Origin of the sequence: Youngiibacter fragilis 232.1, assembly GCF_000495435.3 — a bacterium.
GTDB lineage: Bacteria > Bacillota > Clostridia > Clostridiales > Clostridiaceae > Youngiibacter > Youngiibacter fragilis.
Window position 1 is genome coordinate 25,378 of record NZ_AXUN02000164.1, and the last position, 25,308, is coordinate 50,685.

General features: G+C 47.3%; 42 protein-coding genes and 1 pseudogene. 1 reads left to right on the forward strand and 42 read right to left on the reverse strand.

Features of this window, described 5'->3' with window-relative positions:
- Positions 1-40: 40 nt before the first annotated feature.
- The gene (locus T472_RS07970) at positions 41-1,042 is read left to right on the forward strand and encodes a P1 family peptidase (RefSeq protein WP_023386377.1); all 1,002 of its coding nucleotides are present in this window, start codon (positions 41-43) and stop codon (positions 1,040-1,042) included.
- Positions 1,043-1,087: 45 nt separating this feature from the next.
- Here the strand turns inward: T472_RS07970 and T472_RS07975 are convergent, their stop codons facing one another.
- The 42 genes and pseudogenes from T472_RS07975 to rplC form a co-directional block, all read right to left on the reverse strand.
- Entirely contained in the window at positions 1,088-2,491 is a 1,404-nt protein-coding gene (locus T472_RS07975) for an MATE family efflux transporter (RefSeq protein ID WP_023386376.1), read from the reverse strand.
- A 117-nt stretch (positions 2,492-2,608) separates the two neighbouring features.
- Entirely contained in the window at positions 2,609-3,028 is a 420-nt protein-coding gene (locus T472_RS07980; RefSeq protein WP_023386375.1) for a hypothetical protein, read from the reverse strand.
- A 121-nt stretch (positions 3,029-3,149) separates the two neighbouring features.
- Complete coding sequence (locus tag T472_RS07985) at positions 3,150-4,751, reverse strand: Na/Pi cotransporter family protein (protein WP_040907112.1); 1,602 nt, start codon at positions 4,749-4,751, stop codon at positions 3,150-3,152.
- A gap of 193 nt (positions 4,752-4,944) precedes the next feature.
- Entirely contained in the window at positions 4,945-5,403 is a 459-nt protein-coding gene (locus T472_RS07990) for a transaldolase family protein (RefSeq protein ID WP_341372045.1), read from the reverse strand.
- 102 nt (positions 5,404-5,505) lie between these two features.
- Entirely contained in the window at positions 5,506-5,607 is a 102-nt protein-coding gene (locus T472_RS20490; RefSeq protein WP_152975144.1) for a transaldolase family protein, read from the reverse strand.
- Positions 5,608-5,640: 33 nt separating this feature from the next.
- Positions 5,641-5,847, reverse strand: a pseudogene (locus tag T472_RS07995) (glycine radical domain-containing protein); the annotation flags it as partial.
- Positions 5,848-6,261: 414 nt separating this feature from the next.
- On the reverse strand, positions 6,262-6,654 hold the full coding sequence (gene rpsI, locus T472_RS08000) for a 30S ribosomal protein S9 (protein ID WP_023388352.1): 393 nt from the start codon (positions 6,652-6,654) through the stop codon (positions 6,262-6,264).
- 24 nt (positions 6,655-6,678) lie between these two features.
- Positions 6,679-7,113 (reverse strand): 50S ribosomal protein L13, encoded by a 435-nt coding sequence (gene rplM, locus T472_RS08005; protein WP_023388351.1) that lies wholly within the window; start codon positions 7,111-7,113, stop codon positions 6,679-6,681.
- Between the two features lie 281 nt (positions 7,114-7,394).
- Positions 7,395-8,123: a tRNA pseudouridine(38-40) synthase TruA gene (gene truA / locus T472_RS08010; RefSeq protein WP_023388350.1), complete on the reverse strand. Its 729-nt coding sequence runs from the start codon at positions 8,121-8,123 to the stop codon at positions 7,395-7,397.
- Positions 8,120-8,935, reverse strand: coding sequence for an energy-coupling factor transporter transmembrane component T family protein (locus T472_RS08015; protein ID WP_023388349.1), 816 nt, complete (start codon positions 8,933-8,935; stop codon positions 8,120-8,122). Before T472_RS08015 ends, truA begins: the two co-directional genes overlap by 4 nt.
- Positions 8,932-9,798, reverse strand: a complete 867-nt coding sequence (locus T472_RS08020; RefSeq protein ID WP_023388348.1) for an energy-coupling factor transporter ATPase — start codon at positions 9,796-9,798, stop codon at positions 8,932-8,934. The genes T472_RS08015 and T472_RS08020 overlap by 4 nt, the downstream gene beginning before the upstream one ends.
- Positions 9,783-10,643 (reverse strand): energy-coupling factor transporter ATPase, encoded by an 861-nt coding sequence (locus tag T472_RS08025; protein WP_023388347.1) that lies wholly within the window; start codon positions 10,641-10,643, stop codon positions 9,783-9,785. The genes T472_RS08020 and T472_RS08025 overlap by 16 nt, the downstream gene beginning before the upstream one ends.
- Positions 10,644-10,777: 134 nt before the next feature.
- Positions 10,778-11,119, reverse strand: coding sequence for a 50S ribosomal protein L17 (rplQ, locus tag T472_RS08030; protein ID WP_023388346.1), 342 nt, complete (start codon positions 11,117-11,119; stop codon positions 10,778-10,780).
- 12 nt (positions 11,120-11,131) lie between these two features.
- On the reverse strand, positions 11,132-12,079 hold the full coding sequence (locus T472_RS08035; protein ID WP_023388345.1) for a DNA-directed RNA polymerase subunit alpha: 948 nt from the start codon (positions 12,077-12,079) through the stop codon (positions 11,132-11,134).
- A 119-nt stretch (positions 12,080-12,198) separates the two neighbouring features.
- Positions 12,199-12,600 (reverse strand): 30S ribosomal protein S11, encoded by a 402-nt coding sequence (rpsK, locus tag T472_RS08040; protein ID WP_023388344.1) that lies wholly within the window; start codon positions 12,598-12,600, stop codon positions 12,199-12,201.
- 12 nt (positions 12,601-12,612) lie between these two features.
- Positions 12,613-12,981 (reverse strand): 30S ribosomal protein S13, encoded by a 369-nt coding sequence (rpsM, locus tag T472_RS08045; protein ID WP_023388343.1) that lies wholly within the window; start codon positions 12,979-12,981, stop codon positions 12,613-12,615.
- A gap of 35 nt (positions 12,982-13,016) precedes the next feature.
- A complete protein-coding gene (rpmJ, locus tag T472_RS08050) occupies positions 13,017-13,130 on the reverse strand; it encodes a 50S ribosomal protein L36 (RefSeq protein ID WP_023388342.1) in 114 nt (37 codons plus the stop codon).
- Positions 13,131-13,148: 18 nt separating this feature from the next.
- On the reverse strand, positions 13,149-13,367 hold the full coding sequence (gene infA / locus T472_RS08055) for a translation initiation factor IF-1 (RefSeq protein WP_023388341.1): 219 nt from the start codon (positions 13,365-13,367) through the stop codon (positions 13,149-13,151).
- Positions 13,368-13,374: 7 nt separating this feature from the next.
- Entirely contained in the window at positions 13,375-13,650 is a 276-nt protein-coding gene (locus T472_RS08060; RefSeq protein WP_023388340.1) for a KOW domain-containing RNA-binding protein, read from the reverse strand.
- A 59-nt stretch (positions 13,651-13,709) separates the two neighbouring features.
- Positions 13,710-14,468 (reverse strand): type I methionyl aminopeptidase, encoded by a 759-nt coding sequence (map, locus tag T472_RS08065; protein ID WP_023388339.1) that lies wholly within the window; start codon positions 14,466-14,468, stop codon positions 13,710-13,712.
- A complete protein-coding gene (locus tag T472_RS08070) occupies positions 14,468-15,118 on the reverse strand; it encodes an adenylate kinase (RefSeq protein WP_023388338.1) in 651 nt (216 codons plus the stop codon). The genes map and T472_RS08070 overlap by 1 nt, the downstream gene beginning before the upstream one ends.
- A 20-nt stretch (positions 15,119-15,138) precedes the next feature.
- Positions 15,139-16,416 (reverse strand): preprotein translocase subunit SecY, encoded by a 1,278-nt coding sequence (secY, locus tag T472_RS08075; RefSeq protein ID WP_023388337.1) that lies wholly within the window; start codon positions 16,414-16,416, stop codon positions 15,139-15,141.
- Position 16,417: 1 nt separating this feature from the next.
- Entirely contained in the window at positions 16,418-16,858 is a 441-nt protein-coding gene (gene rplO, locus T472_RS08080; protein ID WP_023388336.1) for a 50S ribosomal protein L15, read from the reverse strand.
- 21 nt (positions 16,859-16,879) lie between these two features.
- Complete coding sequence (gene rpmD / locus T472_RS08085) at positions 16,880-17,059, reverse strand: 50S ribosomal protein L30 (protein ID WP_023388335.1); 180 nt, start codon at positions 17,057-17,059, stop codon at positions 16,880-16,882.
- A gap of 11 nt (positions 17,060-17,070) precedes the next feature.
- On the reverse strand, positions 17,071-17,568 hold the full coding sequence (rpsE, locus tag T472_RS08090) for a 30S ribosomal protein S5 (protein WP_023388334.1): 498 nt from the start codon (positions 17,566-17,568) through the stop codon (positions 17,071-17,073).
- 17 nt (positions 17,569-17,585) lie between these two features.
- Positions 17,586-17,945, reverse strand: a complete 360-nt coding sequence (gene rplR / locus T472_RS08095; protein ID WP_023388333.1) for a 50S ribosomal protein L18 — start codon at positions 17,943-17,945, stop codon at positions 17,586-17,588.
- Between the two features lie 20 nt (positions 17,946-17,965).
- A complete protein-coding gene (gene rplF, locus T472_RS08100; RefSeq protein ID WP_023388332.1) occupies positions 17,966-18,508 on the reverse strand; it encodes a 50S ribosomal protein L6 in 543 nt (180 codons plus the stop codon).
- Between the two features lie 39 nt (positions 18,509-18,547).
- Positions 18,548-18,946, reverse strand: a complete 399-nt coding sequence (rpsH, locus tag T472_RS08105; protein WP_023388331.1) for a 30S ribosomal protein S8 — start codon at positions 18,944-18,946, stop codon at positions 18,548-18,550.
- Positions 18,947-18,975: 29 nt separating this feature from the next.
- Positions 18,976-19,161 (reverse strand): type Z 30S ribosomal protein S14, encoded by a 186-nt coding sequence (locus T472_RS19305; protein ID WP_082447616.1) that lies wholly within the window; start codon positions 19,159-19,161, stop codon positions 18,976-18,978.
- Positions 19,162-19,176: 15 nt separating this feature from the next.
- Positions 19,177-19,719, reverse strand: a complete 543-nt coding sequence (rplE, locus tag T472_RS08110; protein ID WP_040907114.1) for a 50S ribosomal protein L5 — start codon at positions 19,717-19,719, stop codon at positions 19,177-19,179.
- Positions 19,720-19,745: 26 nt separating this feature from the next.
- Positions 19,746-20,060: a 50S ribosomal protein L24 gene (gene rplX, locus T472_RS08115; RefSeq protein ID WP_023388329.1), complete on the reverse strand. Its 315-nt coding sequence runs from the start codon at positions 20,058-20,060 to the stop codon at positions 19,746-19,748.
- 18 nt (positions 20,061-20,078) lie between these two features.
- Complete coding sequence (rplN, locus tag T472_RS08120) at positions 20,079-20,447, reverse strand: 50S ribosomal protein L14 (protein ID WP_023388328.1); 369 nt, start codon at positions 20,445-20,447, stop codon at positions 20,079-20,081.
- Positions 20,448-20,470: 23 nt separating this feature from the next.
- On the reverse strand, positions 20,471-20,725 hold the full coding sequence (gene rpsQ, locus T472_RS08125) for a 30S ribosomal protein S17 (RefSeq protein ID WP_023388327.1): 255 nt from the start codon (positions 20,723-20,725) through the stop codon (positions 20,471-20,473).
- 21 nt (positions 20,726-20,746) lie between these two features.
- Positions 20,747-20,959 (reverse strand): 50S ribosomal protein L29, encoded by a 213-nt coding sequence (rpmC, locus tag T472_RS08130; RefSeq protein WP_023388326.1) that lies wholly within the window; start codon positions 20,957-20,959, stop codon positions 20,747-20,749.
- Positions 20,959-21,393 (reverse strand): 50S ribosomal protein L16, encoded by a 435-nt coding sequence (gene rplP, locus T472_RS08135; RefSeq protein ID WP_023388325.1) that lies wholly within the window; start codon positions 21,391-21,393, stop codon positions 20,959-20,961. The genes rpmC and rplP overlap by 1 nt, the downstream gene beginning before the upstream one ends.
- 30 nt (positions 21,394-21,423) lie before the next feature.
- Positions 21,424-22,089 (reverse strand): 30S ribosomal protein S3, encoded by a 666-nt coding sequence (gene rpsC, locus T472_RS08140; RefSeq protein ID WP_023388324.1) that lies wholly within the window; start codon positions 22,087-22,089, stop codon positions 21,424-21,426.
- Between the two features lie 18 nt (positions 22,090-22,107).
- On the reverse strand, positions 22,108-22,443 hold the full coding sequence (gene rplV, locus T472_RS08145) for a 50S ribosomal protein L22 (protein WP_023388323.1): 336 nt from the start codon (positions 22,441-22,443) through the stop codon (positions 22,108-22,110).
- A 30-nt stretch (positions 22,444-22,473) separates the two neighbouring features.
- The gene (gene rpsS / locus T472_RS08150; RefSeq protein WP_023388322.1) at positions 22,474-22,752 is read right to left on the reverse strand and encodes a 30S ribosomal protein S19; all 279 of its coding nucleotides are present in this window, start codon (positions 22,750-22,752) and stop codon (positions 22,474-22,476) included.
- Positions 22,753-22,833: 81 nt separating this feature from the next.
- Positions 22,834-23,664: a 50S ribosomal protein L2 gene (gene rplB, locus T472_RS08155; protein ID WP_023388321.1), complete on the reverse strand. Its 831-nt coding sequence runs from the start codon at positions 23,662-23,664 to the stop codon at positions 22,834-22,836.
- 66 nt (positions 23,665-23,730) lie between these two features.
- The gene (gene rplW, locus T472_RS08160; protein ID WP_023388320.1) at positions 23,731-24,027 is read right to left on the reverse strand and encodes a 50S ribosomal protein L23; all 297 of its coding nucleotides are present in this window, start codon (positions 24,025-24,027) and stop codon (positions 23,731-23,733) included.
- Positions 24,027-24,647, reverse strand: coding sequence for a 50S ribosomal protein L4 (gene rplD, locus T472_RS08165; protein WP_023388319.1), 621 nt, complete (start codon positions 24,645-24,647; stop codon positions 24,027-24,029). Before rplD ends, rplW begins: the two co-directional genes overlap by 1 nt.
- A 28-nt stretch (positions 24,648-24,675) precedes the next feature.
- Positions 24,676-25,302, reverse strand: a complete 627-nt coding sequence (rplC, locus tag T472_RS08170; RefSeq protein ID WP_023388318.1) for a 50S ribosomal protein L3 — start codon at positions 25,300-25,302, stop codon at positions 24,676-24,678.
- Positions 25,303-25,308 lie beyond the last annotated feature (6 nt).

The window sequence follows — 25,308 nt, forward strand, 5'->3', positions numbered from 1 at the left end:
TGGGCAACCCACACGGTTGTGATATATAATTTAGGTATTGATGACAGTAGATAAGGGAGTGATTGGGTTGAAGGAAATAGATATACGGGAATTGGGCTTCAGGATAGGAAATGCGGAGGACAGGGATGCAGGTACAGGAGTCACAGTTATCATCTGCGAGGATGGTGCGGTACCGGGTGTCGATGTCAGGGGAGGTGCCCCGGGAACAAGGGAAACAGACCTCATAGATTCCCGTGAAATGGTGGAGAAGGTCCACAGCGTAGTGCTTGCAGGAGGCAGCGCCTTCGGACTTGACGCCTCCTCCGGCGTCATGAGGTTCCTGGAGGAAAAGGGCATAGGCTTCGACACCGGTGTCGTAAAGGTCCCGATAGTAACGTCTGCAGTACTTTTCGACCTTGCGTACAGGTCAGCTGTAAAAAGGCCTGACCTCGCGATGGGGTATGAGGCTTGCCTTAATGCATATCCAGGCAACTACGAGGACGGCTCCAGAGGCGCCGGAACCGGTGCAACGGTAGGCAAGGTCATGGGACCTCAGAACGCCATGAAGAGCGGCATAGGCTCAGCAGCCTATGAGGTTGGAAGCGTAAGGCTAGGGGCTATCGTAGCTGTCAATGCCTTCGGGAGCGTATATGACGATGGCAAGCTCATGGCAGGGCCAAGGGTCGCAGGATTCCCGGTATCCACCGAAGACCTTATGATAAGGGGTATGGAAGCGAAGTTCAGGGGAAATACCACAATTGGCTGCATACTGACCAATGCGAAGCTTACAAAATCACAGGCGAACAAGCTTGCAACAATGGGCCAGGACGGCTTTGCCAGGGCCATAAGGCCAGTCCATACCATGGTTGACGGCGATACCCTGTTCGTCATGGCAAACGGCAGCGAGGAAACTGACCTCAGCTTTCTCGGTACCCTTGCCGCAAAGGCTGTGGAGAAGGCCATAGTCGAAGCGGTAAGGAAGGCAGACAACCTCGGTGACGACATTCTGACCTGTTCGCAGGTCAATTCAGTAAAACTTAAGCATGGTCTTGATACGTTCTAGAACTGAAAGGACGCAGCCGAATTTCCATAGGGCTGCGTCCTCTTTCTATCTTATCTTTATGTATTTCCACTTTCCGGTCCTGAACCTGGTTATCACGAAGAACCATCTGACAAGCTGGTCCACAAGGACAGCCGCCCAGGCACCTGTCAGTCCCATGCCTAAATTGTTCACAAGCACATAGGCTATTATCAGCCTGAAAGGGAGTGCGCCTATGAAGGTAGCAAGCAGCGGCCAGAACGTGTCGCCTGCGCCTCTCAGTGCTCCGGCTAGGATAAGCTGTGAAGACTGGAAAGGCTGCACAAGCGCGATTATCCTCAGAGCGCCTGAGGCATTCCTGATGATCTCAGGGTCAGCCGAATAAAGTGACACGATCTGCTCAGCGAAGAAGAAAAATGCAGCCGCAATCAGTGATGATACTATAGAACCCATTCTTCTGGTCTCTTTGGCATATTCCTCCGCCTTGGAAGGATTTCCTGCACCCAGTGACCTTCCTACGAGCGATGATGCGGCGATACCGAAGCCCTGACCCGGTTGGAACGAAAGCCCCAGGATACTTAAGGCTATCTGATGGGCTGCATATACCACAGTGCCAAGTCCGGTAACAATCTTAACAAATATCAGTATGGCAACCCTTAAGGCCAGCGATTCAAGCGAAGCCGGAACCCCTATCTTGACAAGGTTAGTCATTATGTCACGGTTGAACCTGAACCTGTTCCTGAAGTTGAGTCTCACCACACTATCACCCTTCAGGACAAATGCCAGGAGCAGCATGCTTGCTATGATATTTGAGAGCGCTGTGGAAATCCCGGCTCCTGTGATGCCAAGCCTTGGCGCCCCAAAAAGTCCGTAGATCAGTGTTGCGTTTCCTATGACATTAAGGAAATTGACCAGGATGTTGATCTTCATGGGAACCTTAGTCTGCCCCACTCCGCGAAGAGCCGCGGTTATCGACATGTTGAAGGACTGGAAGATGAAACCGACCATTATGATCCTGAAATACAGGTTGCCTATGCCGATGACATCCTGCCCAGCGCCCATGAACTGCATGATCTGATTCGAAAATACTATTCCAAGAGCTCCCAAGGGTATTCCAAGTCCCAGAAGGTTCAGTATTATGGTGTGCTTAAGCGTGCTCTCGATCCTGTCCTTCCTGCCTGATCCCAGATACCTAGCAATCATGGCCGTCCCGCCTACGTTCAGAGCCTGTACGAGGGAAAGCCCAACGAACATCGGCTGGTTGGTTATTCCGACAGCAGCCACCGATGCCGCAGCCTCTCCCAGGTTCGAAAGCCTCCCCAGCATGATCATGTCCACCATACCGAAAAGTGTCCCCATGATGAGTTCCAGAACTATAGGCCATGACAGCCTTATTATATCGGCCTTCACTGGATTCTTGATGTACGCGTATATATTGAATTTTCCTCTGCCCTTACTTTTGGTCTCTTCCATCTCTACTAACCATCACTTTCTTATCACATAACAAAAATTATAACATAAATTAAACCTGACAAAAAAATAACTTAACTTAAAAGAGGCCTTGCGGCCTCTGCGGATCATGTTCCAATCCTACTCTGCAACTTTTACAGCAGGATATCCAAATTCCGGATAAAGGAACAGAAGTTCATTGATTTTTTCCCTGTCTGCCTTGTACCATGTTTTCCCTACCCTTATCATGTCATCCTGGACAAGGATGTCCAACGGCTCATCAGCTTTGACCCGGACCTTCATCGCCCACTCCTCGGGATTTCCTCCCAGCGGGGAATATCTCAGGTCTATTGAATTGAAGACCTTGATGAATCTCCTAAGGTCATCCGCACCGGTGACATGCTTCTCCACATCACCGGAAGCACTGATTGTCATTGTCAAGGAAGCTGCTTCTTCAGCCTTCAGCTCCGGAGTGACGATGTTTCTGAACATGACATAAGCGACAGCTATCAGCGAGACAAGAAGAAAAGAATTGATAATATTCAGCTGCCATCTCTTCAAATACATCACCCCCAATATTTATATATGTATATAGCATATACCAGCTTTGTTACCTGGACCTTAATTTTCTTTGAACATTCTGCCAAAAAAATGGACCGCTTCCAGCGGCCCTTGGTATCATCTATTCTTCATATCTTCCCAATACAGCCTCAGCTACATTGTTCGCATGGTCTCCTACCCTTTCCATGTTGGATATCAGGTCAAGGAAGAGTATTCCTGCTATTGGTGTGCATTTCCCATGGTTAAGCCTTCTGATATGAGTTTCCCTGTACTCCTTCTCAAGCTCGTCAATGCGCTTCTCGACCCTTATCATTGTCTCAGCACGCTTCTTGTCATTGTTCTTGTAGCTTTCGATTGCAATGTTCAGGGCGTCTATGCAATACGTGAACATGGATTTGAGCTCTTCGACCGCATCCTCAGTCATTTCGACTCCCTTCCTGATCTTTTCCTGGGCAAGCTCCATTATGTTCTCAGAATGGTCGCCTATCCTTTCGATATCGTTCAGGACATGGTAGGTAGATGCAATCCTTCCGAACTCATTGATGTCAATATCGCTTGATGAGAGCTCCACGAGGAAGTTCGTGATACCTTCATTAAGCTCGTTGATGGTCCTCTCGTTGCCGAATATCCTCTCAGCGTTCGATTCGTCGCTCTCAAGGAATGCCTCGAAGGAAAGCTTGAAGTTTTCCTTTGCGATCTCAGCCATCCTTACAGTCTCGTTGATTACCTGCCCTTCAGCAATGGAAGGTGTCTGGAGAAGTCTCTTGTCCAGTCTGTCAGTAACTGAAACCCTTACCTCGTCCGGTCCGATGATCTTGTTGGCGGCTGCTATGAGAATGTTCGAGAACGGCAGAAGGATTATTGTATTCAGCACATTGAACATGATATGCAGATCTGCGATCTGCATCATTATATTATCAGGCGCAGTGAAGCTTCTTACAAAGCTTATCATAAGAGGCCCAAGCGGCAGGAATATTATTGATCCGATGGTATTGAACATCAGATGGATCACAGCTGCTTTCCTTGCTATCTTGTTGGCTCCTATTGAAGAAAGGAGAGCTGTGGCACAGGTTCCGATATTAGCTCCGAGAAGGATTGGGAATGCAATCTCCATGGTGATCTTGCCCGTTGAAGTCATTGCCAGCAGTATACCAGTCGTTGCAGAGCTTGACTGGATTACAGCAGTTGCAACTACACCAAGCAGGATTCCAAAGTACCACTGGGTACCGATGGCAAGGATGATCTGCTCGAAGGCTGGTGATGACTTCAGAGGAGACATGGCAACCTTCATCAGTTCCATACCTTCCATGAGGAGACCGAAGCCAAGAAGGATGCTCGCAAGGTCCCTGCGCTTCTTTGCCTTGGAGAACATGAACATGACCGCTCCGAAGAATATGGCAACCGGAACTATCATTCCCATGTCAAGAGAAATTATGAACGCAGTGACTGTTGTACCAATATTGGCTCCCATTATGATACCGGTAGCCTGAGCCAGGTTCATCAGACCGGCATTCACAAATCCGACAACCATTACTGTGGTTGCTGAGCTTGACTGCACAATTCCAGTGACTATAGTACCTACAAGGACTGCACTAATAGGGTTTGCAGTTACCTTTTCGAGAATGAACTTGAGCTTGGAACCTGCTGCATTTTCAAGTCCGTCTCCCATCATCTTCATACCATAGAAGAACAGACCAAGACCCCCGAGTAGACCTAGTATCATTTCAAAATCCACAATTATTCCTCCGTTTACAGAAAACTACACATGTAAGTCCAGTTAACATGATACAGGAATCTTCTCCAATTGTTAATGGAGTGTAATGTGAATTAACATAGAATTAACGTTCATTTTCTTCGTAAACATTTGCAAAGGCAGGGTCAGACCTATAAGGACCTTGACTTTGCAAATATTATTATCAGATATGTTTATCCCAGGATTTCACCATCACTGTCGAAAACCGCGATCGCAGAAAGTGCAGCCTCATGTACATCATAGCTTTGAGTATCGCAAGTGGTACTGTACAGGTATGCGCGCCAGCAACCAATGCATCTGTCACCTGTGACGGCTCCTCTAAGCTTGCTGCAAGTATCCTGGTCTTTAATCCCCTGTAGTCAATGAATGAACGCATTTCCCTGATTTCAAGGCACGGGTCGCTTCTGCAGTTCTTCATCCTGTTCACGTAAGGCGCCAGATAATCGTATCCGGCAATTGAGCTTAATATACCCTGGTCCGCGGAATATTTGGCCGTACCCGGAACAGGGACAGCGCTGTCATGTTCCTTTATCCTCTTCACAAGCTCAAGGCCGATGAAGCTCATCGGAGTATTGATTACAATTTCCCTGCCAGACGATATGCCGTACTCACTTAACCTCAGGTAATCTTCTTAGAGCTCCTCTACATCACGGCATACTGTCTGAACGAAGATCATGCCTGGTCCCAGCGCAAGGATGTCATCAAGCTGCCCATTTCGTATCCTTCATTCCCTTTTCAGTATTGTGGGATTTGTCATTACGCCCTTTATTATTCCAGTACCAAGCGCTTCCCTGATTTCATTTATGTTTGCGGTATCTATGAACATGCGATCCTTACCTTCCTCTTATCATAGTTTTCATCAGATTGTCTGTTCTGTCCTGTCGCTTATGTCATACTGTGTCTTCCTCGACAGCACATTGAATAATGCCGAATAACCGGCTACCCTGACAATGAGGTCCCTGCGACTTTCAGGATGAAGCTGCGCATCCCTCAGTGTATACCTTGAAACCACATTGTACTGCACATGGAACCCACCGAGCCTGTTGAAGAAGGTCCTGAGCATCATGACTTATCCAAAATCAGTGCTATTATAACCTGTATTGCCGGGAAACATAACAATGAATTTTAGAAAAAATCGCTGAAAACCAATGGATTTAGCGATTTTTCATTGGCTTTAAACTCGTTATGCCACTCAAGTGCTCTGATTAAGCCTCGTTAGTCTTATGATAAAAAAGAGCCATTGAATATTTACCTCACTATCTCTGTAAATATCAAGGTAAAAAAATATCATAGACTTTCTGCTTGAGTAATTATTAGCCCCTTGATCGGGGCTTTTTAAGGAATAACTCCTCCATCGTTATAATTTTCGGGAATCCAGGTTATAAAGTTCTCGAATCATAAATGCATAATAAAAAACCTTCCAGGCAAATCCTGGAAGGTTCTGTAACTTTTCTTGCAATACGTGACAGGATAGTAATCCTTATCTCTTTGAGAACTGAGGGCTTCTCCTCGCCTTCTTCAAACCGTACTTCTTTCTTTCCTTCATTCTTGGGTCTCTTGTAAGGAATCCTGCTTTCTTGAGGTCTCCTCTGAGAGATACGTCAGCCTTGAGCAGGGCTCTGGAAATTCCGTGTCTTATTGCTCCTGCCTGTCCTGTGAATCCACCACCGTGAACATTTACGAGAACATCGTAGCTGTCCTTTGTGGAAGTGAGTACAAGCGGCTGATTAACTATTGTCCTGAGAGTCTCAAGTCCGAAATAGTTCTCGATGTCTCTCTTGTTTATCGTTACCTTGCCTTCGCCTGGTACGAGTCTGACTCTTGCAACTGACTTCTTTCTTCTGCCAGTTCCTATGTACTGTACTTTTGCCATAATTTTTATCCTCCCTCAGTCCTTCTAGTACTTAAGCTCAAGAACTTCAGGGTTCTGAGCCTCATGAGGATGGCTAGATCCTCTGTAAACCTTCAGCTTGAGCAGCTGGGCTCTTCCAAGGACTCCAGTCGGGAGCATCCTTCTTACCGCTTCAGTGAAAGCGAGCTCCGGCTTCTTCTCCATTACTTCCCTGTAAGGAGTCTCTTTGAGTCCTCCCGGGTAGTTGGAGTGGTGCCTCATCATCTTCTGGTCAAGCTTCTTGCCTGTAAGCACAGCCTTCTCAGCATTGATTATGATTACGAAATCTCCTGTGTCCACGTTAGGTGTGAACTCCGGCTTGTTCTTTCCTCTAAGTATGGTAGCGACCTGGCTTGCCACTCTACCGAGAGGCTTTCCAGCTGCATCAACCACATACCATTTTCTTTCTACTTCACCTGGTTTTGCCAAATATGACTTCATTTCTTTCCTCCCGAAACTCTACAATTAAGTTCCTATTGTATTTAGGTAATCCTCGACTGTAGGATCCGGGGCTAGTGGATCCTTACAGGAAATTAACAAACACGATTATTATATTTCATGTTCCACTTCATGTCAATAAAAATCGCGGTGACACTCGTGTGCCAATATATTATACTTCAAAACGGATTTGTTTTGAAGGTATAAACAACAAAAAAATCTAAAAAAATCAGGTTTATTTTCGGAATTTGCCCGGTACGGGTGTACCAAAGCAATTCCTATGGTCAATAATATACTTTTTCAAGGTAAAGTCCGCATGATGGAGCAGGCTTAGACCTTCCCCTTATGCCAGACCCAATTATTCTTGCGATTTCAGCCTCATCCATCTTCCCCATTCCGGCATCGATCAGAGTCCCTGCTATTATCCTTGCCATGTTGTATAGGAAGCCTGAGGCTGTGACAGTAAGGATTATGAAGTTTCCTTCCTCACTGAGGCTTATGTCCCTTATTTCCTTTACAGTGTTCATGTCGCTTGAGCCTGTGCTCATGAATCCGCGGAAATCGTGTGACCCCCTGAACAGTTCCGCTGCAGAGGTCATCTTCTCAAGGTCAATTGATTCCTCCACCATACAGGCGTAATTCCTGTATATGGCAGAAGGAAGGTTTCGCCTCAGCATCCTGTAGGAATAAGTCTTCCCGTCGGAGCTGTACCTCGCATGGAAGCCTTCAGGCATCTCAACGGAGGAGAGTGCCCGGATGTCATCTGGAAGCTTTGCGTTGACGGCCAGGGCTATCCTTTCAGGAGGTATCCTTCCGTTTGTCTGGAATGACACGGGATACTCCCTGGCATGGACGCCGCTGTCGGTCCTGGATGACCCATTGACTTTGATATCCTCCATGAGGAGGTCCGAAAGCGCCCTTTCAAGGTCACCCTGAACAGTCCTTGCATGCGGCTGTCTCTGCCATCCTGAAAATGCAGTTCCATCATATTCTATGAGAAGCTTAATGGTCATATCAGCTTCGTGAGTCCCAGCGCAAAGGTTGCGGCAAAAAGGACTGCAAAGGATGCGAACGCCACTCCGTCACGTTTTGTGTACTTAAGCTGCTTCATCCTTGTCCTTCCCTCTCCGCCTCTGTAGCTCCTGGCCTCCATCGCCATTGCAAGCTCCTCGGCTCTCCTGAAGGAGGATATGAAGAGGGGTACGAGAAGAGGAATGAGGCTTTGCGCCTTCTTTATGAGGTTCCTTGATTCGAAGTCAGCTCCCCTTGCCATCTGAGCCTTCATTATCTTGTCGGTCTCATCCATAAGGGTTGGAATGAACCTCAAGGCTATACTCATCATCATGGCAAGCTCGTGGGCAGGCACACCGATCCTCTTGAAGGGCTTCAGAAGGCTCTCTATCCCGTCTGTAAGCTCAATAGGTGATGTGGTAAGCGTCAGCACCGAAGTACCCATTATGAGAAACATGAGCCTGCAGGTCATGTACATGGCCTGATAGACGCCTTCCCTGTATATCTTGAAGATACTGAACTGTGCAATGAGCGTCTCGCTTGTTCCCTGGGTCACGAACAGGTTCAATGCCGCAGTGAATAGTATCAGCACGAACACAGGCCTGATTCCCTTGTACAGGTACTTTGGCGAAAGCTTAGCGACCTTGACCATGAGGACTATGAATGCGAATACCGCAACGTAGCCTACGAAGTTCCTGACCAGGAACAGGTTGATTATGAACAGCAATGAAATCAGGATCTTTGACCTCGGGTCCAGCTTGTGTATGAAGGATTCGCCCGGTATGTACTGTCCTATTGTGATATTCTTTATCATGACGAGCTTCCTCCCTTCCTTAGCAGCCTGAGAAGCTCCTTCTTCGCGTCCTTGACCGTGAATATATCTGTGGATACATCAAAGCCCTTCTGCTTCAGAGCCTTCATGAGGTAGGTTATCTGCGGTGCACCGAGTCCCACGCTTTCAAGCAGCTCAGCCTTGGTAAACACCTCGCTTGGCAGCCCCTTCATTATGACCCTGGAATCACTCATGACTATTACCTCGTCTGCGATCTCAGCTACATCCTCCATGGAGTGTGTTACAAGGATCACTGTTGATTTATAGTATTCATGAAGCCTTATTATCTGTGCAAGTATCTCATCCCTGCCCTTGGGGTCAAGGCCGGCTGTAGGCTCATCAAGTATGAGCACCTTAGGCTCCATGGCAATTACTCCCGCAATGGCAACCCTTCTCTTCTGCCCGCCTGAAAGCTCGAAGGGAGAGAGGTTCCTGTACTTCTCGAAGTCGAGTCCGACTATCTCCATTGCCTTCCTGACCCTTGACTGTATCTCCTCATCGGAAAGCCCCAGGTTCTTCGGTCCGAAAGCGATATCCTTCTCGATGGTCTCTTCAAAAAGCTGGTACTCAGGATACTGGAAAACCAGTCCAACCCTTTTCCTGACCTCGCTCATGACGGTCTTCTTGTCCGTTATGTCGACGTCGCCGATGACTATCCTTCCTGAGGTCGGCTTTAGAAGTCCGTTGAGATGCTGAATGAATGTGGATTTTCCAGAGCCTGTATGGCCTATTATCGCGTAGAACTTCCCTTCCTCCAGATCAAGGCTGATGTCATCAAGTGCTGTCATCTCAAAGGGGGTTCCCGGCATATATATGTGAGTCAGATTCTCTACTTTAATCGACATAACGCCTCCACCATTTCCTCAATGTTGAGGATGCCCTCTTCGAGTGGGATCCCTTCCTTGATCAGCTCATGGGCCAGCTCTGTCACCTGAGGGACATCAAGCCCCACTGACTTCAGGAGCTCCACATTCTTGAACACGTTCCTGGGAATATCATCAGTTATGACCTTGCCTTCCTCCATGACGATTATCCTGTCACCCTGGACAGCCTCTTCCATGAAGTGTGTTATATGGACAACGGTTATCCCGAAGTCCTGGTTGAGCTTCCTGACGGTCCTCATGACCTCCTGCCTGCCCGACGGGTCAAGCATCGCGGTGGGCTCGTCAAGTATTATGCACTTAGGCCTCATGGCAAGGATGCCTGCAATGGCAACCCTCTGCTTCTGTCCACCTGAAAGGAGGTGCGGCTCATGCCGCCTGTACTCGTACATGTTGACTTCCTTCAGTGATTCATCGACCCTCTTCCTTATCTCCATTGGAGGAACTCCAAGGTTCTCAGGTCCGAAGGCGACATCCTCTTCGACAATGGTCGCGACCATCTGGTTATCAGGGTTCTGGAACACCATTCCAGCCCTTCTCCTTACCTCCCAGGTATTCTCAATGTCTGTGGCATCGATGCCGTCAACATATATCTTGCCCCCTGTAGGCAGAAGAAGCGCATTCATGTGCTTCGCAAGGGTTGATTTACCTGAACCGTTGTGACCGAGGACAACAACGAATTCCCCCTGCTTTATAGTAAGGTCGACGCCATTCAGGGAATACACCTTCTCGGCATCCTCCCTGTCGTCATAGTAATGAGTAAGGCCTTCAGCCCTTATCATGTCTTTCTTTTCATCTATATCAGTCATTTACTTCCTCCTCATGGATAGGCACTGGAATCCTATTCCCATGGATTCCACTACTTATCCTGATATTTGGAAAAAAGGGACTAAGCGCGCTTAGTCCCTTTTGTTTCAACCAGGAACCTAAGTTCCCGGGACAATTAGACGAGCTCGAGTATCGCTACTTCTGCGCCGTCGCCTCTCCTTGGTCCTACCTTGTAGATCCTGGTGTAGCCGCCGTTTCTCTCGGCGTACTTTGGAGCGATGTTTTCAAAAAGATCACTTACTACAGCAGGCTCCTGAACGAAGGCAGCCACCTGTCTCCTCGCGTGAAGGTCTCCCCTCTTGGCGAGGGTTATCATCTTCTCTGCGATGTTCTTGGTCTCCTTAGCCCTGGTTACTGTAGTCTCTATCTTGCCATACTTGAGGAAGCTTGTTACAAGTCCTCTCAGCATGGCCCTTCTCTGGTCGGACGGACGTCCGAGCTTTCTCTGCTGAGCCATTTTTATACCTCCTTACTCGTCGCTGGATCTTAGATTCAAATCCAGATCCTTGAGCTTTCTTTCAACCTCTTCAAGAGACTTCTTTCCGAGATTCCTTACCTTCATCATGTCTTCCATGGACTTCATGGTAAGCTCATGAACGGTGTTGATTCCTGCCCTCTTCAGGCAGTTGTACGACCTTACGGACAGGTCAAGCTCTTCGATGGTCATCTCGAGGACCTTTTCCTTCTTGTCGTCTTCCTTCTCTATCATGATCTCAACATCATTCGCATGGTCTGTCAGAGTCATGAACAGCTTGAAGTGCTCTATGAGTATCTTCGCTGCGAGGCTTATTGCCTCCTCAGTCTTGATGGTTCCATTGGTCCAGATCTCAAGAGTCAGCTTGTCGTAGTCAGTAATCTGTCCTACTCTCGTGTTGTCCACTGAGAAATTGACTCTCTTCACCGGTGTGTATATGGAGTCAACTGCTATTGTCGACAGGCTCAGGTCATCGGACTTGTTCCTCTGCTGTGAAACGTATCCCCTTCCCCTGTTGATTGTGATTTCCATATATAGCTTCGCTTCTTCATCAAGGGTAGCGATATGAAGGTCCTTGTTTATGATCTCCACATCCCCGTCGGTCTTGATATCCCCGGCGGTAACTACTCCCGGTCCCTTGGCATCGATATATATCTGCCTTGGTCCGTCCCCGTTCATCTTGAGGAACAGGTTCTTGAGGTTCAGGATAAGCTCTGTGACATCTTCCTTGACTCCGGGTACCACTGAGAACTCATGCAGCACGCCGTCGATCTTTACTGATGTTGGAGCCACTCCAGGAAGAGAAGACAGAAGCATTCTCCTCAATGCGTTACCTAAAGTAATTCCATAGCCTCTTTCAAGAGGTTCCACTACGAACTTACCATAGGTGCCATCTTCATTTGTCTCTACACATTGGATTTTTGGTTTTTCAATCTCAAACATTTTGACCCTCCTTGGATAATGCAGTCTTCAAAGGTCAACTGATTCCATGATCCCCGGATCTATACGCCTGGTTTTGCCTGCGCTGTGTGCCCGGGTAATAGTGCAATCCAAGAGGATAACTAGACTCTTCTTCTCTTGGGAGGTCTGCATCCGTTATGTGGAATTGGTGTTACGTCCTTGATAAGAGTAACTTCAAGTCCTGCTGCCTGAAGTGACCTTATTGCCGCTTCTCTGCCTGATCCAGGTCCCTTGACATATACTTCTACACTCTTCAGACCGTGCTCCATTGCAGCCTTTGCCGCAGTTTCTGCAGCTATCTGTGCAGCATATGGTGTGCTCTTCCTTGATCCTTTGAAGCCATGGGCTCCTGAGCTGGACCATGAGAGGGCGTTTCCTGCCGCGTCAGTGATGGTTACTATTGAGTTGTTGAAAGTAGACTGTATGTGAGCCTGTCCGTGCTCAATATTCTTTCTTTCTTTTTTTCTTCTTACAACCTTCTTGGTGTTTTTAGCCGCTGCCATTATCTTCCCTCCTTACTTCTTCTTGTTAGCTATGGTCTTTCTCGGACCCTTTCTTGTTCTTGCGTTTGTCTTCGTCTTCTGTCCTCTTACCGGGAGACCCTTTCTATGTCTGATACCTCTGTAGCATCCGATTTCGACAAGTCTCTTTATGTTGAGGGCAACCTCTCTTCTGAGGTCTCCTTCTACTTTGAGGTTCTTGTTGACGTAGTCCCTTATCGCATTGACTTCAGCTTCGGAAAGGTCCTTGACCCTCGTGTCAGGATTCACGCCTGTAGCTTCTATTATCTTCTTTGAAGTAGAAAGGCCGATTCCATATATGTAGGTAAGTCCAATCTCGACTCTCTTGCCCTTAGGTAGGTCTATGCCTGATATTCTTGCCATATTATTTTTTACACCTCCTGTTTATACTCTTCCTATTAGCCCTGTTTCTGCTTGTGCTTAGGGTTCTCGCAGATAACCATTACGTTACCTTTTCTCTTGATGACCTTGCACTTTTCACAGATAGGCTTAACTGACGGTCTTACTTTCATCTCGTTAACCCTCCTTTATTACTTGGCTCTCCAGGTGATACGCCCTCTTGTGAGATCGTATGGTGACAGTTCTACAGTCACCCTGTCGCCTGGAAGAATCCTTATGAAATTCATTCTCAACTTTCCTGACAGATGAGCAAGAATTGTATGCCCACTTTCAAGTTCAACTTCGAACATCGCGTTCGGAAGTGATTCCTTGACGGTGCCCTGCATTTCTATAACATCTTCTTTTGACATAAGGTACTTATACCTCCTTAGCCTGAAGCCCTATGAGCTTCGCAATTTTTACCATGCACTCCTGATCTCTTGCCCTTAAGCCTTCGATCGTCCATTCCTCTGCTCCAGCTGCAACAAAAAGATGCTTTTTGTTCTTTCTCTTAGGGTTGTCAAAAGAATGCTTGTTTCCATCCACCAGAGTGACGAAATACCGGTCGGTATCTTCGAATACTATATAGTATTTTCCAAGGTCTCTGCCCTTTCTGGAAACCACCAGGCATCCCTTCATTCCATTGTCTTCCACAAACTCACCTCTTGATTACCATAGCTATAAATCAAAATCCATAACTAAGCAGCATTTTTTCAAATGCCCCGCATCAGTGTCAGGATCTCGGGTTCGCCATCTGTAATGGCCACGGTGTTCTCATAGTGGGCGGAAAGTTTTCCGTCTTCTGTAACCGTAGTCCAGTTGTCGTCTAAGATCCTTACATTGTACCTGCCAACATTTACCATAGGTTCGATGGCAAGCACCATGCCTTTGTTTAGCCTGGGTCCCCTGCCCTCTTTGCCGTAATTCGGTATCTGAGGGTCCTCATGCAGATTCCGTCCGATTCCATGGCCGGTAAAATCCCTGACCACCGTGAATCCATTGTCCTCCACATGCTTCTGTATGGCATGGGATATGTCCCCAAGCCTCCTGCCTTCATAGGCATGCTCTATTCCCTTGAAGAAGCTCTCTTCGGTAACCCTTATGAGCTTCCTTGCTTCCTCTGAAACATCACCTACTGGAAAGGTCCTTGCCGCGTCTCCATGGAACCCGTTAAGGTATGCTCCAACGTCGACGCTTATGATGTCCCCTTCCTTAAGGATGTTCTTCCGGGATGGTATGCCATGGATCACCACTTCATTTACAGAAGCGCATATGGATCCTGTAAATCCGTGGTAATTCTTGAAAGATGGTTTAGCTCCGTGCCTAGTTATAAATTCCTCACACAGCGCATCCAGCTCCTGTGTGGATATCCCCGGCCTGATATGGTCAGCGATCATCTCCAGTGTCATTCCTGTGAGCTGTCCGGCCTTCTTCATCAGGTCCAGTTCGATCCGGTTCTTAATTATTATCATTATTCCTTGCTCCCAAGCAGCTTTACTATGCTTTCGAAGACCACAGGTATTGCCTGGGTCCCATCAACCACCCTGAGTATTCCCTTTGCAAGGTAGTACTCTATGAGCGGCTCCGTCTGCCTGTCATAAATATCAAGTCTGTCCACTACTGTATCAATGGAGTCGTCCTTCCTTTGTATGACCTTCGTTCCGCATACGTCGCAGGTATCCTTTACCATCGGCGGGTTATAGACCAGGTGGTAGCTTGCTCCGCATGACGGACATACCCTTCTCCCTGTCATCCTGTCGATTATGAAATCTCTCGGCACCTGTATCAGCAATGCCGTATCAACGGCTTCGCCTTCAGCTGCGAGCATCTTTCCGAGCTCGTCAGCCTGGTATACGGTTCTCGGGAATCCATCAAGCAGATAGCCGTTTTCACAGTCAGGCTCACTGAGCCTTCCCTTGACCATTCTGATGGTAACCTCATCCGGCACAAGCAAGCCTTTGTCCATGTACCCTTTTGCAAGGGTACCCAGCTCCGTTCCGTCAGCAATGTTCTTCCTGAAAATATCTCCTGTGGAGATATGCGGTATCTGGAACCTCTTGCTTATTGACTGCGCCTGTGTGCCTTTCCCTGCTCCGGGGGGACCTAACAATATAATCTTCACGGGCTTCATCTCCAATATTCTTATTTAAGAAATCCTTGATAATGCCTCATCACGAGCTGTGATTCGAGCTGCTTCATTGTGTCCATTGCCACGCCAATCATGATGAACAGCATTGTTCCTCCGAAGGCGAGCCCCTTGAACGAAGTGTAGCCTTCAAGGACTATTGGGAATATGGCTATGGCTGCAGCGAATATTCCACCAACTATTGAAACCCTGTCGAGTATCCTCTCCAGGTATTTTGCAGTTGCCACTCCAGGCCTTATGCCTGCCACGTACCCGCCTGACTTTGCCATGTTCTCGGCCATCTCATCAGGTTTGAACGTAATGTTCGTATAGAACCATGAGAAGAACAGCACGAGCACAGCATAAACCAGTGCATATATTATCGTATTTGTCTTGAATGGGCTGTACGCACCTTCAGTCAGCCACTTTATCCAAGCCACGTTCGGGAAGAACTGGGCGAGGGTTGCAGGGAACTGCATGACGGACATCGCGAAAATTATCGAAATTACCGCTGAGCTGCTTATCCCTACAGGTATATGGGTGGACTGGCCTTTGTACTGCTTGGTCCCTACTACTCTTCCGGCATACTGGACAGGTATTCTTCTCTCTCCGAGTGAGAATCCGGTCACACCGACGAACATGAGAGCCACTACAATTACAAAGAGCGCAAGCATGACTATGTCGATGTTTCCGCCCGTATAGAGCGCAAATACCTGATACATCAGGGTTGGGAATCTGGACAATATGTTCACGAATATCAGTACGGAAACTCCGCTTCCTATTCCCTTTTCAGTGATCTGGTCACCCAGCCACATGAGGAAGGTCGAGGATGCGATAAGAGTCACTATGATGAGCACCGTGTTAAGCGGCGTATCATTTTCAACTGCCCCCGCATTGTATATTATGACATAGGTTCCATAAGCCTGAACCGCACCGATAGCTATAGCCGCATACCTCGTTATGTTCTGTATCTTTGCCCTTCCGTCCTGGCCTTCCTTGGAAAGCTGCTCCAGATAAGGGATGATGACAGTCATAAGCTGCATTATGATGGATGCATTGATGTACGGGACTACACCCATTGCAAATATGCTGAAGTTTCCGAAGGCTCCTCCTGATATGAGGTCATAGAACCCAATCAGTGTTTGGGAGTTCGCCAGACTTTTCAGTGCATCCGCATTGATGTTCGGGACCGGTATGAAGTGGCCCATCCTGAATATGAAGACAACGAACGCCGTAAAAAGAATCTTTTTTCTCAGGTCCTTTATCTTCCAGGCATTCTTAAGGGTTTGCAGCATGCTAAATCACCTCAACTTTTCCTCCGGCAGCTTCTATCTTTTCCATCGCTGATTTAGAGAACTTTGTAGCCTTTACTGTAAGTGACTTTTCAAGCGTACCGTTACCGAGTATCTTTACGCCGTCAATGATCTTTGATACTACGCCCCTCTCAAGAAGGACTGCTTCTGTTATCTCTGTGCCATTCTCAAATATATTGAGCCTGTCCACATTTACCTCTACATACTCCTTAGCGAATATGTTAGTGAATCCTCTCTTCGGGATCCTTCTATAAAGAGGCATCTGACCTCCTTCAAATCCTGGCCTGACTCCTCCGCCTGACCTGGACTTCTGGCCTTTCATACCTTTACCGGCCTGCTTTCCGAGGCCTGATCCAGTACCTCTTCCGACTCTCTTGGGAGCCTTCCTGCTGCCAGCCGCTGGCTTCAACTCATGAAGTTTCATTTAGTTTGCACCTCCTCTTTATTATGCTTCTTCCACGCTGAGAAGATATTCTATTTTCTTGATCATTCCCCTAACCTGAGGAGTGTCGTTATGCTCTACTGTCTTGCCAATCTTGGACAATCCGAGGGCCTTGGCAGTAGCAATGTGGTCTTTCTTCCTCGCGATGAGGCTTTTCTTAAGTGTTACCTTCAATGTTGCCACGATGATCCCTCCTATCCTAATATTTCTTCTACAGTCTTGCCTCTGAGCTTAGCTATCTGCTCTGCAGACCTAAGGCTCGCAAGTCCGTTGATGGTTGCCTTTACCATGTTGCTTGGATTGTTTGATCCAAGTGACTTGGCTCTGACGTCCTTTATTCCTGCAAGCTCTAGGACTGCTCTCGCCGGTCCGCCTGCAAGTACTCCTGTTCCTTCTTCAGCTGGCATTATTAGAACCTGGCCGGTTCCGAACATGCCCTTTGTCGAATGAGGAACTGTGGTTCCCTTTATCTCAACATGCACAAGGTTCTTCTTTGCATTCTCGATGCCTTTTCTGATGGCTTCAGGAATTTCTATGGACTTGCCCATGCCGACTCCGACATGACCATTCTCATCGCCTACAACAACAAGTGCTGCAAACCTGAAATTTCTACCACCCTTGACGACCTTTGTGACTCTGCCGATGTTGACTACTTTCTCTTTAAGGTCCAGTGTGCTGGGATCTATTCTCACTATTTGTTTCCTCCTTCTTAGAAATCAAGTCCGGCTTCTCTTGCTGCCTCGGCCAGAGTCTGGACCCTTCCGTGGTAAATGTAGCCGCCCCTGTCGAAAACGACTGACTTTATTCCCTTCTCGAGCGCCTTCTTGGCTACGGCTTCTCCGACCTTCTTCGCTGCCTCAAGATTGCTTCCTGCTCCGTCGAAGTCCTTCTCGACTGATGAAGCGGAAACAAGTGTAACTCCCTGTACATCATCGATGATCTGGGCATATATGTTCTTTTCGCTTCTGTAAACAGAGAGTCTTGGTCTCTCAGCAGTACCGCTGATCTTTGTTCTAACCCTTATGTGACGTCTTACTCTTGACGCTTTCTTGTCACCTTTATTGAACATTAAAGTCTCACTCCTTTCTTTTACTTCTTACCAGTCTTTCCGACCTTACGTCTTACGACTTCGCCTTCAAACTTGATTCCCTTGCCCTTGTACGGCTCAGGCTTTCTCCACTTCCTTATGTCGGCAGCGGTATCTCCTACGAGCTCCTTGTCAGTTCCCCTGATTATTATCTTGGTCTGAGTCGGAAGTTCGAAGGTAATGCCTTCTGCTGCTTCGATCTCTACCGGATGTGAATATCCGAGAGCGAGCACAAGCTTCTTGCCCTGCAGAGTCGCTCTGTATCCTACACCAACAAGTTCAAGTGTCTTTGTGAATCCAGTTGAAACTCCGACAACCATGTTGTTCACAAGTGCCCTTACAAGTCCGTGGAGTGCTCTGTTCTGCTTGTCATCGTTCGGTCTTGTAACAAGTACATTACCGTCTTCAAGCTTTATTGTTATATTCTTATGCATAGCCTTGACCAGCTCGCCTTTAGGTCCCTTTACAGTAACAACATTATCCGGTGTCACATCAAAGGATACTCCAGCAGGTATGGCTATTGGCATTCTACCAATTCTTGACATTTCTTAACCTCCTGTTTTTTGGAAATCCATCAGCTATTCTTACCAGATGTAGCAGATGACCTCTCCGCCTAATCCGAGTTTCCTTGCCTCTCTGTCGGCAACCATGCCCTTTGAAGTGGATACTATTGCTACTCCGAGTCCGTTCAATACCTTTGGAACTTCGTCAGCTTTGCAGTACACTCTGAGTCCTGGCTTCGATATCCTCTTGAGACCAGTGATAACCCTTTCCTTGTTGGCTCCGTACTTAAGGGCGATTCTCATCATCGGAACAACTCCATCGTTGTATTCCTCGATGCCCTTAACGTATCCTTCTTCGAGCAGTATATTAGCAACCGCCTTCTTCACCTTGGAAGAGGGGACTTCTACGACCTCATGTCTTGCAGAGTTTGCGTTCCTTACCCTGGTGAGCAAATCTGCGATAGGATCAGTCATAACCATTATTTGTGCCTCCTTTCAATTAATTGAGATTACCAGCTTGCTTTTCTAACGCCGGGGATCTCGCCCTTGTATGCTAGGTTTCTAAAACATATTCTGCATATTCCGTACTTCTTGAGTACTGAATGCGGTCTTCCGCACAGCCTGCACCTGGTGTAAGCCTGTGTAGAATATTTAGGTTCTTTGCTCCACTTTTCCAAAATAGCCTTACGTGCCACTTTATTCCCTCCTCTTTACTGAACGAAAGGCATGCCAAGGAATCTCAAGAGTTCTCTTGCTTCCTCGTCTGTCTTCGCGGTTGTAACGAATACGATGTCCATGCCTCTGATTGCATCTATCTTGTCGTACTCTATCTCGGGGAATATGAGCTGCTCCTTTATTCCAAGGGAGTAGTTGCCCCTGCCGTCAAAGGACTTGTCTGAGACTCCTCTGAAGTCCCTGACTCTTGGAAGCGCTACGTTCATCAGCTTGTCAGCAAACTGGAACATATGCAGCTTTCTAAGAGTTACCTTGCATCCTATTGGCATGTTCTCTCTTATCTTGAAGTTCGCAACTGACTTTCTAGCCCTTGTTATTATAGGCTTCTGTCCAGCGATTATTGTAAGCTCGGCTACTGCCGCCTCAAGTATCTTTGCGTTGTCTTTAGCTTCTCCAACGCCCATGTTGATGACTATCTTCTCCAGCCTCGGAACTTCCATTACGTTCTTGTAAGAGAACTTCTCCATCATAGCCGGTACTACTTCATTCAAGTACTTTTCCTGTAATCTTGGAACCATATCCATGAGTCCTCCTTTCTTCTATCTTATAATACTGCGTTGCAATGCTTGCAGACTCTTACCTTGGATCCGTCTTCCATTATTTTCTTGGAGATCCTGGTCACGGACTTGCACTTTTCGCAATACAGCATCACCTTGGAGCTGTTTATCGGTGCCTCAGTGTTTATTATTCCGCCCTGCATGTTTGTCCTGCTTGGCTTCTTGTGCTTTGACACCATGTTCACGTCCTTCACCAGGACCTTGCCTACCTTGGGCATAACCGCGAGGACTTCGCTTATCTTGCCTTTGTCCTTGCCGGAAATCACCATTACCTTGTCATTCTTTCTAACATGTACCTTCATTTCTGCCACCTCTCCTTCTTAAAGAACTTCAGGCGCCAGCGATAGGATCTTGGAGAATTCCTTATCCCTCAGCTCTCTGGCTACTGGCCCGAAAATACGGGTACCCTTGGGGTTCTTGTCGTCCTTTATTATTACCGCTGCGTTCTCGTCGAATCTGATATAGGATCCGTCCGGCCTTCTGACAGAGTTGACTGTCCTGACTACAACGGCCTTTACTACGTCACCCTTTTTAACAACTCCGCCTGGTGTTGCATTCTTGACGCTAGCAACTATTATATCTCCTACATGGGCATATTTCCTCTTGGATCCGCCCAGCACTCTTATACACATGATTTCTTTCGCACCTGAATTGTCAGCGACCCTCAGGATGCTCTGCTGCTGTATCATGATTATCCTCCTTTCAGGTTCTATTACTTGGCTTTCTCAACTATCTCCACAAGTCTCCATCTCTTGTCCTTGGACAATGGCCTTGTTTCCATAATGAGGACCTTATCGTTCATGCCCGCTTCATTGTTTTCGTCGTGAGCCTTGAACTTAGTAGTTACATTTACAGTCTTACCATAAAGCGGATGTCTGATCTTAGTTGCGACAGCAACCACGATTGTCTTATCCATCTTGTCAGATACAACTACTCCGATTCTGGTCTTTCTATTGTTACGTTCCACGGATTGGCCTCCTTTCACTGATTACTGCTGTATCGCCTTTATCTCTTCTTCACGGATGATTGTCTTGATCTGGGCGATGGATTTCTTTACTTCCTTGATTCTCATTGGGTTCTCTAGCTGCCCTGTAGCAAGCTGGAATCTTAAGTTGAACAGTTCCTCCTTAAGATCATGAAGCTTCTCAACTAGATCTGCCGAACCAGAGGTTCTAAGATTATTCAGGTCTCTAGCCTTCATTATTCTTCACCACCCATTTCTTCAAAATCTTTCTTAGTGACGAACTTAGCTGATATAGGAAGCTTGTGTGAAGCAAGTCTCATTGCCTCCCTGGCCTTTTCTTCGTCTACTCCTGAAAGCTCAAACAGAACTCTGCCTGGCTTTACTACTGCTACCCAGTGGTCAACAGCTCCCTTACCGGAACCCATTCTCGTCTCAGCTGGCTTAGCTGTTACAGGCTTGTCAGGGAATATCTTTATCCAGAGCTGTCCGCCCCTCTTTATGTATCTGTTTATTGCTATTCTGGCTGCCTCTATCTGGTTGGAAGTTATCCATCCGCATTCTGTAGCCTGAATTCCAAAATCTCCATATGCAAGGAAGTTACCTCTGGTAGCCTTTCCCTTCATCCTGCCTCTCTGCACCTTACGATGTTTTACTCTCTTAGGCATTAACATGTCGAAATTCCTCCTTTCTTCGTCTATTGACTATGCGTTCTTCTCTTCTGCCTTTACTTTCTTGGTTGGGAGAACTTCGCCCTTATAGACCCATACCTTAACACCTATTTTTCCATAGGTAGTGTTGGCTTCTGCAAATCCGTACTGTATGTCCGCCCTAAGTGTCTGAAGCGGAATGGTTCCTTCATGGTAAGTCTCGCTTCTTGCGATTTCTGCTCCGCCAAGTCTTCCGGCACACATGGTCTTGACACCCTTTGCGCCTACTCTCATGGCTCTCTGTATTGTCTGCTTCATAGCCCTTCTGAAGGATATCCTCTTCTCGAGCTGTGCTGCTATGTTCTCAGCCATAAGCTGTGCGTCCTGGTCAGTGTTCCTTACCTCAACGATGTTGAGAAGGAGTGTCTTGTCCTTGACGAGTGGCTGCATTTCCTTCTTGAGCGCTTCAATTCCTGAACCACCCCTGCCGATGATCACTCCCGGCTTTGCAGTGTGGATGTTGAGCTTTACTCTCTTGGCTGCTCTTTCTATCTCAACACTGGATATTCCGGCATTGAAAAGTCTAGCCTTGACGAACTTTCTTATTGCCTGGTCTTCTACAAGGTTGTCTGCAAATATCTTCTTGTCTGCATACCATCTTGCATTCCAGTCTTTTATCACGCCGACCCTGAGACCGTGTGGATTAACTTTCTGTCCCACTATTCTTTCCTCCTTCTACTAAGCTCTTTCCTTGACAACCACTGTTACGTGTGTGGTCCTCTTGAGAATCCTGAACGCCCTGCCCTGTGCATGGGGCCTGAATCTCTTAAGTGATGGGCCGGGTCCTGCGAAGGCCTCTGAAACAAACAGGTTGTCCCTTGAAAGGTCCATGTTGTTCTCAGCGTTTGCTACTGCAGACTTAAGAACCTTTGAAACCACTTCAGCGGCGTCCTTTGGAGTATATTCAAGCACTGCAAGTGCTTCAGTCACATTCTTTCCTCTGATTATGTCAAGAACTATTCCAATCTTCATCGGTGACATTCTGACATATTTTGCTATGGCTCTAGCTTCCATTAATGATCCTCCTTTCGATAACCTCTCTGATTATCTAACCTTTGACTTCTTCTCGCTGACATGTCCCCTGTAGGTTCTGGTAAGCGCGAACTCGCCAAGCTTGTGTCCAACCATGTCCTCTGATATGTAAACCGGTACGTGCTTTCTTCCGTCGTGGACAGCTATCGTATGCCCGATCATCTCCGGGAATATTGTTGAACTTCTTGACCAGGTCTTAACAACCTTCTTTTCACCGGTTTTGTTCATGTCTACTATCTTCTTCATCAGGCTTTCTGCTACGAAAGGTCCCTTTTTGATTGATCTACTCACTATTTGTTATCCTCCCTTCGAGAATTGTCTGGATCAAACAGGATAATGGGGCTCTTCCCGCAAGGGAAGAGGCCTTTATTCCTACTTTGTCCTGCCCTTTATGATAAGTCTGTCGGAATACTTCTTGTGCTTCCTGGTCTTGTATCCAAGAGCAGGCTTGCCCCATGGAGTAAGCGGAGCAGGTCTTCCTATCGGGGACTTTCCTTCTCCACCACCGTGTGGATGGTCTACAGGGTTCATGACAGAACCTCTGACTGTAGGTCTGATTCCAAGATGCCTTGTTCTTCCTGCCTTACCGAGGTTTATGATTCCATGTGTGGAGTTCGATACAGTTCCTATTGTAGCCCTGCACTCTATCCTTACATATCTCATCTCTCCCGATGGGAGTCTCAGTGTAGCGTAGTTTCCTTCCTTAGCCATAAGCTGTGCGGAAGTACCTGCTGACCTTACCATCTGTGCTCCCTTGCCGGCAGCAAGCTCGATGTTGTGGATCACGGTACCGACTGGGATGTTCTTGAGAGGAAGCGCATTACCGATCTTGATGTCGGCATTTACTCCAGACTCTATTACATCTCCAACCTTTATACCCTGTGGAGCGATGATGTATCTCTTGTCTCCATCAAGATAAACTACAAGAGCTATATAAGCGGACCTGTTCGGATCGTACTCAATTGTCGCGATCCTTCCCTTGACTCCGTCCTTGCTTCTCTTGAAGTCGATTATTCTGTAGTTCTGCTTAGCTCCACCACCGTGGTGCCTAACAGTTATCTTACCCTGAGCGTTCCTTCCTCCAGATCTCTTCTTCGGTTCGAGAAGGGATTTCTGAGGCACGTTGGTCGTGATCTCTTCAAAAGTGCTCACGGTCATGTGTCTTCTTGAAGGGGTGGTAGGTTTGTAACCCTTAATTGCCATTTGTGATTATCCTCCTTGTTTAACTTATCTGGCCGGACGATTCCGGCCAATATGGGACCATAGGTCTTAGTTCATGTTGTCGAAGAACTCTATGGTCTTGCTTGATTCGGTGAGTGTGACGATGGCTTTCTTTGTGTCAGCCCTCTTACCTATGTGCACTCCGACCCTCTTCACTTTTCCAAGTGATTTGATGGTCCTGACTTCTGCAACTTCGACACCGAATACTTCCTCAACGGCCCTCTTTATCTGGACCTTGTTGGCAAGCGGATGGACTATGAAGGTGTACTTCTTTTCCCCCATTGCTGCCATTGACTTTTCGGTTATTACCGGCTTTCTCAATATGTCATAAGCTTCGAGTTTCATTATGCGTACACCTCCTCAATCTTGGATACTGCATCCTTTGTGATTATGAGCTTCTCGTACTTGAGAAGGTCATATACGTTTATGTTGTTTACAGGCATAACTGAAACACCTTCGATGTTCCTTGCTGACTTATAAACATTCTGGTTTGACTCAAGAGTCACTATGAGGGCCTTCTTTGCTTCGAAAGCTCCAAGCATCTTGACTATGGTCTTTGTCTTTGGAGCATCAAGAGCCAGGCTCTCGAGAACCACGATGTTGTTGTCCTGTACCTTTACGGTGAGGGCTGACTTCATCGCTACCCTTCTCATGCTCTTCGGAAGGGACATCCTGTACTCCCTTGGCTTAGGTGCGAATACTACTCCACCCTTTACCCACTGCGGAGATCTTGTTGAACCCTGCCTTGCTCTTCCTGTTCCCTTCTGTCTCCACGGCTTCTTTCCGCCGCCCCTTACTTCTGCCCTGGTCTTCGATGACTGTGTGCCCTGCCTCTTGTTGGCGAGCTGTGCAACGACTACCTGGTGAAGAACTGATGTGTTGACCTCAACGTTGAATACTGACTCATTGAGAGCGAGTTCTCCAACCTTGTTACCTTCCATATTGAATAATCCTACTGTAGGCATTATGTATCCTCCTTTCTCCTAAAGATCCTTATGCCTTGACACTATTTCTGATTACAACGACGCCCTTGTTTGGTCCTGGCACGCCGCCCTTTATCAGAATAACGTTCTTCTCTGGCATAACTTTGACAACCTCAAGATTTAGAACAGTCGTATTGACATGTCCCATGTGTCCTGGCATCTTCTTGTTCTTGAATGTCCTGGACGGTGACGATGACGCACCCATGGAGCCAACGGCCCTGTGGAACTTTGAACCGTGTGTCTCAGGTCCTCTGTGGAAGTTCCATTTCTTGATTACGCCTGCGAATCCCTTACCCTTTGAAAGACCGGATACATCAACCTTCTCGCCTGCGGCGAAAGTGTCAACCTTTATTTCGGAACCAACTTCCAATGAGCTGTTTTCGAGCCTGAGCTCCTTAAGAAGTCTCTTTACAGGCACTCCTGCCTTCTTGAACTGGCCCTGTCTTGGCTTGTTCACGAGCTTCTCCCTTATTTCTCCGAAGCCTACCTGCACTGCAGCATAGCCTTCCTTTTCAACTGTCTTAACCTGGACTACCACATTCGGGATAGCTTCGATGACAGTTACTGGAACGACTTTTCCATTCTCATCGAATATCTGGGTCATTCCGATCTTCTTACCGATGATCGCTTTCTTCATTTTCTT